This is a genomic window from Moorena sp. SIO2C4 (genome assembly GCF_010672485.1).
GTDB lineage: Bacteria > Cyanobacteriota > Cyanobacteriia > Cyanobacteriales > Coleofasciculaceae > Moorena > Moorena producens.
Genome location: NZ_JAAHGN010000363.1, coordinates 1 through 6,717 on the forward strand (window position 1 = coordinate 1; position 6,717 = coordinate 6,717).

The following is a 6,717-nucleotide window of genomic DNA, read 5'->3' on the forward strand; positions in this document are numbered from 1 at the left end:
TTGCCTAACCAGTCAATCAGGCTCTCTAGCTGTTTATTCGTCTTGAGCAGACCTAAACCACGAACCGTAACTTTACCAGGAGAATAGACAAAACGCGATCGCAAATGTTGGGGCAGGTTCTCTTGCAGTAACTTCCAGGCTGGTTCCTCCATGGGTGTTTCTAGGAGAATGTGTTGTTTACCCTCAGGTCGAATTCGGGAAAATCCCAAAGACTTCCCTAACTGTTTTAGCTCCATCACCCGCAGTAATTGCTCTGCCACGGAGGGAATTGGACCATAGCGATCGCTCCAATCTGCTGCGATCTGTGCTAACTCCTTTTGGGAGGCTGCTGCAGCTACTCCTCGATAAGCACTGATTTTTTGGTCTATATCTGGAATATAGTCAGCGGGAATAAAGGCTGTAATCTGAAGGTCAATCTGAGTATCATCTACTTGGGGAATTTCTTGCCCTTGAATTTCCTTAATCGCTTCTTGCAGCATTTCCATGTAGAGGTCAAAGCCAATGGCTTCCATCTGACCGGATTGTTCTACACCTAGGAGATTCCCCACCCCTCGAATTTCCATATCCCGGGTTGCTAACAGATAACCTGACCCGAGTTGAGTGAACTCCTGAATTGCTCGTAAGCGTTTCTTGGCTGCTTCTGAGAGTACCTTCTGGTTAGGATAAAGTAACCAAGCGTGGGCTTGAATCCCCGCCCGACCTACTCGTCCTCGCAATTGGTAGAGTTGGGCAAGACCAAATTTGTGAGCATCTTCGATCACAATGGTGTTGACTCTAGGAATATCTAGCCCAGATTCAATAATCGTAGTACACACTAGGATATCTGCCTCACCGTTGCTAAAGGTGAGCATAATTGACTCTAATTCTGCTGGGTCGAGCTGACCGTGAGCAATGGCGATTCTGGCCTCAAGGATCATTTCCCTGAGTTCCGCAGCAACTTCTTCAATCCCTTCAACGCGAGGTACGACATAGAATACCTGACCGCCTCGGTCAAGTTCCATACGAATGGCGGTGCGGACAGCTTCTGGTTTATAGGGAGATAAGTGGGTTTTAATGGGACGCCGTAAGGGTGGTGGTGTAGTAATTAAACTCATTTCTCGTACCCCCGATAAGGACATATAGAGGGTACGGGGAATGGGAGTAGCGCTGAGGGTCAATACATCTACCTGAGTTTTGAAAGATTTAATTTTTTCCTTCTGGTTGACACCAAACCGCTGTTCTTCATCTATCACCAGCAGCCCTAACTCTCGAAACGTTACACTTTTCCCTAGCAACTGATGGGTACCTACCACCACATCTAACTCCCCAGTTTTAAGGCGTTGAAGAATATCACGCTTTTCCTGGGGGCTACGAAAGCGGTTGAGTAGACCGACATTGATGGGGTAGGGAGAAAACCGTTCTTTGATGGTATGATAATGCTGCTGAGTAAGGATAGTGGTTGGGGCAAGGAAAGCTACTTGCTTGTTAGAGGTCACAGCTTTAAAAATAGCCCGAATTGCCACTTCTGTTTTACCAAACCCCACATCCCCACAAACTAAGCGATCCATAGGGCGATCGCTCTCTAAATCCCGTTTCACATCCTGTATCGCCTTGAGTTGGTCAGGAGTAGGTTGGTAGGGGAAAGAATCTTCTAATTCCTGCTGCCAAGGGGAATCCGCTGGAAAGCAATAACCAGACTGCTGTGCTCGCTGGGCATAGAGCTTCAGCAAATCCACCGCTACTTTCTTAATACTTTTACGGACACGATTTTTGGTTTTCTCCCAGGTTTTACCAGACATCTTGTGGAGTTGAGGCAAACCCGTACCTGTATGTCGAAACCGAGATAGTACTCCCAACTGATCCGCTGCCACCCGGAGCAAACCATCAGCGTACTTGATCACCAAATACTCACGAGTTTCATTATTTATGCTTAATTTTTCCAGCTTGAGGAACTGACCGATCCCATGATTCTTGTGAACCACATAATCCCCTGGACGTAGCTTATTGGGGTCAACCTGTTGGGAGGCAGCACGGCGGCGCTTACGGATATAACTGGGAGTTGCCAAGGTATGCTGCCCAAAGAACTCCCGGTCAGTCACAACCACGATGCGGTAAGTAGGGAGGATAAATCCCTCTAGTTCGGCTAAGCCCGAATACTTGACCGCTACCGCTGTCCTCTGGATATTTAATTTTTCAATAGCTGGGTAATCCCGAGGGTTGGGGACAAACTGGGCAGGACAATCATGTTCTTGGAGCAGGGCAACGGAACGACTAGGTTGGGCAGAAACCAGCCAAATAGAGAAACGGCGATCGCTCTGCTCTCGGAGTACTTCTGCTAGTTTGGCAAACTGGTGGGGTGTTACTGGTACAGAGCGGCTAGCCAGATTAACGGCATTTTGGGTAGTTTCTTCCACCAATTCTGATAAATACAGGATTGGTGGAAGGTTAGTAGGTTGTTCGCGTAGCGTGGCCTTTTGGCCAAGGTTGGCTGGTGGAAGGTTAGTAGGTTGTTCGCGTAGCGTGGCCTTTTGGCCAAGGTTGGCTGGTTGAAGGTTATTAGATTGTTCGCGTAACGTGGCCTTTTGGCCAAGGTTCGAACCTTCAACCTGAAACTGGTTAACCTTCAACGGTGGTGAACCTTCAACCTGAAACTGGTTAACCTTCAACGGTGGTGAACCTTCAACCTGAAACTGGTTAACCTTCAACGGTGGTGAACCTTCAACCTGAAACTGGTTAACATTCAACGGTGGTGAACCTTCAACCTGAAACTGGTTAACCTTCAACTCTAGAGCATGATCAAAATAACGATGGAGACAGGGCAGGGAATGATTCAGTTCCTCTAATTGTTCTTCGGCATGTTCCACCCAGCGATCGCAATGGGCAGCACACTGTTCTGGTTCATCAATGACAATTAAAGTATTTTCTGGCAGGTAATCTAGTAGAGAGGCTGGCTGGTCAAAGGCAATACCCAAGAAACGGCGGCTACCCTCTAAAGACTGACCTTCCTCGAAAGATTCTTGCTCCTGAGGTGAGAGATAAGATTGGATTAGTTCAGCCTTTGAGGTTCTCAGCACTTGGCTAATAATGTGACCAAAATCCGTGGGGGTCAGCACGATGCCGTCAATTTTATCCAGGGAACGCTGGGTTGCGGGGTCAAACTCCCGCAACTGCTCTAACTCATCCCCGAACCATTCCAGTCGCACTGGCAATTCTAAGGCTACCGGGAAAACATCTACAATATCACCCCGCCGACTCCACTGACCTTCTGTTTCCACTAGGGGAACCCGTTCATAACCCAGCTGTGCCAACTTTTGATCAAGGTTTTTGCCATCCCAAGTCATGCCCTGGTTAAGGGTAAGGCAGTAGGGCTTAAAGGCATCGACAGGGGGCAAGTGGGGTTGGAGTGCTGCTTGAGTGGCAACAATAGCCATCCCATGAGTTGAACGTTGAACCAATGAAGGTTGTAAGTCCGAACTTTCAACTGGCAACCTGTCAACCTTCAACCTTTCGACCAAATCTGCCAATACTTGCATTTGTCCCCAGGTCATTTCCGACTCTGGGTCAAAGGGTTCATAGGGGGATGCTTCTGAGGTGGGGTATAAGTGGACTGTATCCCAACCCATGGCTTCCAGTTGGGTTGCCCAGCGACTTGCTTCTTCTAGGGTGCTACAGACTACGAATAGCAGACGTTGGTCTGCCTTGGCCAGGGCTGATGCTACTAATCCCTTTGGCAAACGGGGAATACCATTCAGAGATAGAGACTGTTGGCGATTGAGTTTCGTGAGTAGTTCACTGGTGAGAGGGGAGTGCTCTAGTGTCCGAATGATCGAGGAAAGTGCCATTAGTTCAGTGGGTACTTGACAATAGGGCTTCCAGGATAGCTGTTTCTCTCATTTTACTAGGAATAGCAATGCCTGGGGCAAATTGACTGTTGTTGAATAGGTTAACTTATCTCACCACTGGCATTACCACTGGATGCAGGAGTGTTTCCAAGTCCGTCGGTCTACATTAATTTATTAGGACTTACGCAAATACCTCAATTTTACTCTACCTGTAGGGTGGGCAATGTTTTGCCCACCCTACAGGTAGAGTCTGTGCGTAAATCCTGTTTATCTTGAATAAGGCGAAATCCTTTTTAGGTCAAGGATTCGGCTATAACAGTTTCAGGGGTTACGACTTGATTGTTGACTAATCTTTAGAAGATTTAATCCTCTTAGGTTAGATTAAACAGATATTACCGATCAAAATTTCAATTAATTTCTAGCCAAGATAACCAAGAGCTATCGATAAGAAATACATTACTGACTCAAGCAGCAATAATGGATAATACTGACTTGAATAACTTTAATAATAAAACTCCTCAGGTTCTCGTGGTTGATGATGAGAAGATCCTACGCTTGGTGCTACGTCGTAGCTTGACAAAGGAAGGATATAAAGTCATTGAAGCTAGCAACGGTGAGCAATGTCTGAATATCTGTGAGCAAAAATTGCCAGACATTGTGCTGTTAGATGCCAGAATGCCCATACTTGATGGGTTTACCTGCTGTGCTAAATTGAAGGATAACTTTGGTTCCGAATGTCCTCCTATACTAATGATTACAGCACTCTATGATGAGCAATCTGTAGAACGAGCGTTTGAAGCCGGTGCGACGGATTATATAACTAAGCCAATTCACTGGCCAGTTTTGCGACGAAGAGTACGTCGTTTGATTGAATCAAGTTGGACAATGATACAGTTAAAAATCGCCAATAAAGAGTTGGAACGCCTCGCTACTATCGATGGCTTAACCCAAGTTGCCAACCGCCGAGCCTTTGACAAATATTTTAACAACGAATGGTATCGACTGGCACGGGAAGAAAACCCCTTGTCTTTAGTATTGTGTGACATTGATTTTTTTAAGCGTTACAATGACACTTATGGACACCAATCAGGAGATGAGTGTCTTAAACAAGTTGCTCAAATCCTTGGTGAAGCAGCAAAGCGTCCAGGGGATCTGGTGGCTCGCTATGGGGGTGAGGAATTTGTGGTAATTTTGCCGAGTACTGATATACAAGGCGCTATTCAGGTAGCAGAGACAATTGAAACTAAACTCTACAAAAAGGCGATCCCTCATTCTGGTTCTCTGGTGAGTGACATTGTTACCGTCAGCCTGGGGGGTGCCAGTACGATTCCCTCAGTAAAATCATCCCCAGATAATTTATTTTACGAGGCTGATAAAGCACTATATAAGGCAAAAACTGCCGGTAGAAATCGCCTGGTTCATGTTAGTTACTAATGAAAAAATCAGTAGTCATTAGACTTAAAATATTTTGACGCCAACTAGCATCTTTTCTACGGTCAGTAGGCAATTCTAACACTCTAATGCCTTGGCTAGGAAGTGGGTTTAAACCTTGCTTGAGCTGCTGCAATGATTCAATCAGCTGGTGCTCTACTCCATAAGTCAGACACAACTGTGAAAAATTGACATCTTGGGGTGTGGCAAAGAATTCTTCAAAGGGTGGGTCAAATTTGGCAATGGGCAACATCTCGAAAATGCCACCACCATTGTTATTAATTAATATAATGGTTAAATGACCAACAAACTTGTTTTTAATTAGGAAACCATTGCTGTCATGCAAAAATGCTAAGTCACCCGTTAGCATCACACTACTTTGATTACGATGAGCAATACCTAAAGCTGTTGATAAGGTACCATCAATCCCATTAGCGCCCCGATTAAACCAAGGTCGAATCCTCCTGTTACCAGGTTTCCAAAAGAACTCCACATCTCTGACTGGCATGCTGTTAGCAATAAATAGAGGTGTTTCCGGTGGTAGACATTGGGACAGTAACCAAGCCGCTTTCCCTTCAAACAACTGACTCATTTTAGTCATTGTTTGGTCAACCTTTGCCCTGACCTTCGCTTCAGCCTCACACCACTTTTTTAGGTAAGGTTGCAGGTTATCAGGTTGCAGGTTATCAGGTTGCAGGTTATCAGGTTGCAGGTTATCAGGTTGCAGGTTATCAGGTTGCAGGTTATCAGGTTGCAGGTCATCAGGTTGCAGGTTATCAGGTTGCAGGTTATCAGGTTGCAGGTTATCAGGTTGCAGGTTATCAGGTTGCAGGTTATCAGGTTGCAGGTTATCAGGTTGCAGGTTAGAATCGTCAACCTTCAACCTTTCAACCTTCAACCTGTCAACCGTCAACGATGGTGAACCTTCAACCGTCAACCTGTCAACCGTCAACCTGTCAACCGTCAACTTGTCAACCTTCAACTGGTTAACTTTCAACTCCTTTACCCATATCCCCAGTTGTTCTACACTCATCCGCAGATGAGTTGTTTTGCCATGGAGGGGGTCGAGGTTGTGGTGGCTAGGGTCAATCACCCAACGTCGCGGTTGACATTTATCCAACCAAGCACGCAGTTCTTTGCTAATCGGTAGTTCACCAATGTGAATAACCATTGTGGGTTTTAGCTGTTGCGCTAATCGTGGATTACGCAGGATCAAGTCATAGGTGGAAATTAGATTGGGGTTGAGGTCGCAATAGTTTCTTACCGGTGAGAGCCCTTCTGCTAGTACAGGCCATCTTAAGGTTTTGGACAAGGATGCGATCGCATTACAATAGTCTTTGGGATTTTGGGGTTGAGCTGGACCAGCGATAATTATTCCTTGCTGGGATTCTTGCCACTGTTGTATGACTTTCGCGGTTGCAGGTTGCAGGTTGTCAGTTACAGCTTGCAGGTTGTCAGTTACAGA

Annotated in this window: 3 protein-coding genes; 1 reads left to right on the forward strand and 2 read right to left on the reverse strand. The window is 46.0% G+C overall.

What is annotated here, in order from left to right:
• Positions 1–3,821 (reverse strand): transcription-repair coupling factor (gene mfd / locus F6K20_RS18945; RefSeq protein WP_287295641.1); only part of this gene is annotated, 3,821 nt, incomplete at its 3' end.
• A 477-nt stretch (positions 3,822–4,298) separates the two neighbouring features.
• Between mfd and F6K20_RS18950 the strand changes: the two genes are divergently transcribed.
• Entirely contained in the window at positions 4,299–5,255 is a 957-nt protein-coding gene (locus F6K20_RS18950; RefSeq protein WP_008179817.1) for a GGDEF domain-containing response regulator, read from the forward strand.
• On the opposite strand, the gene menD is transcribed toward F6K20_RS18950, so the two are convergent.
• The coding region (menD, locus tag F6K20_RS40730; RefSeq protein ID WP_287295643.1) for a 2-succinyl-5-enolpyruvyl-6-hydroxy-3-cyclohexene-1-carboxylate synthase at positions 5,245–6,717 on the reverse strand (1,473 nt) is incomplete at its 5' end. The genes F6K20_RS18950 and menD overlap by 11 nt on opposite strands.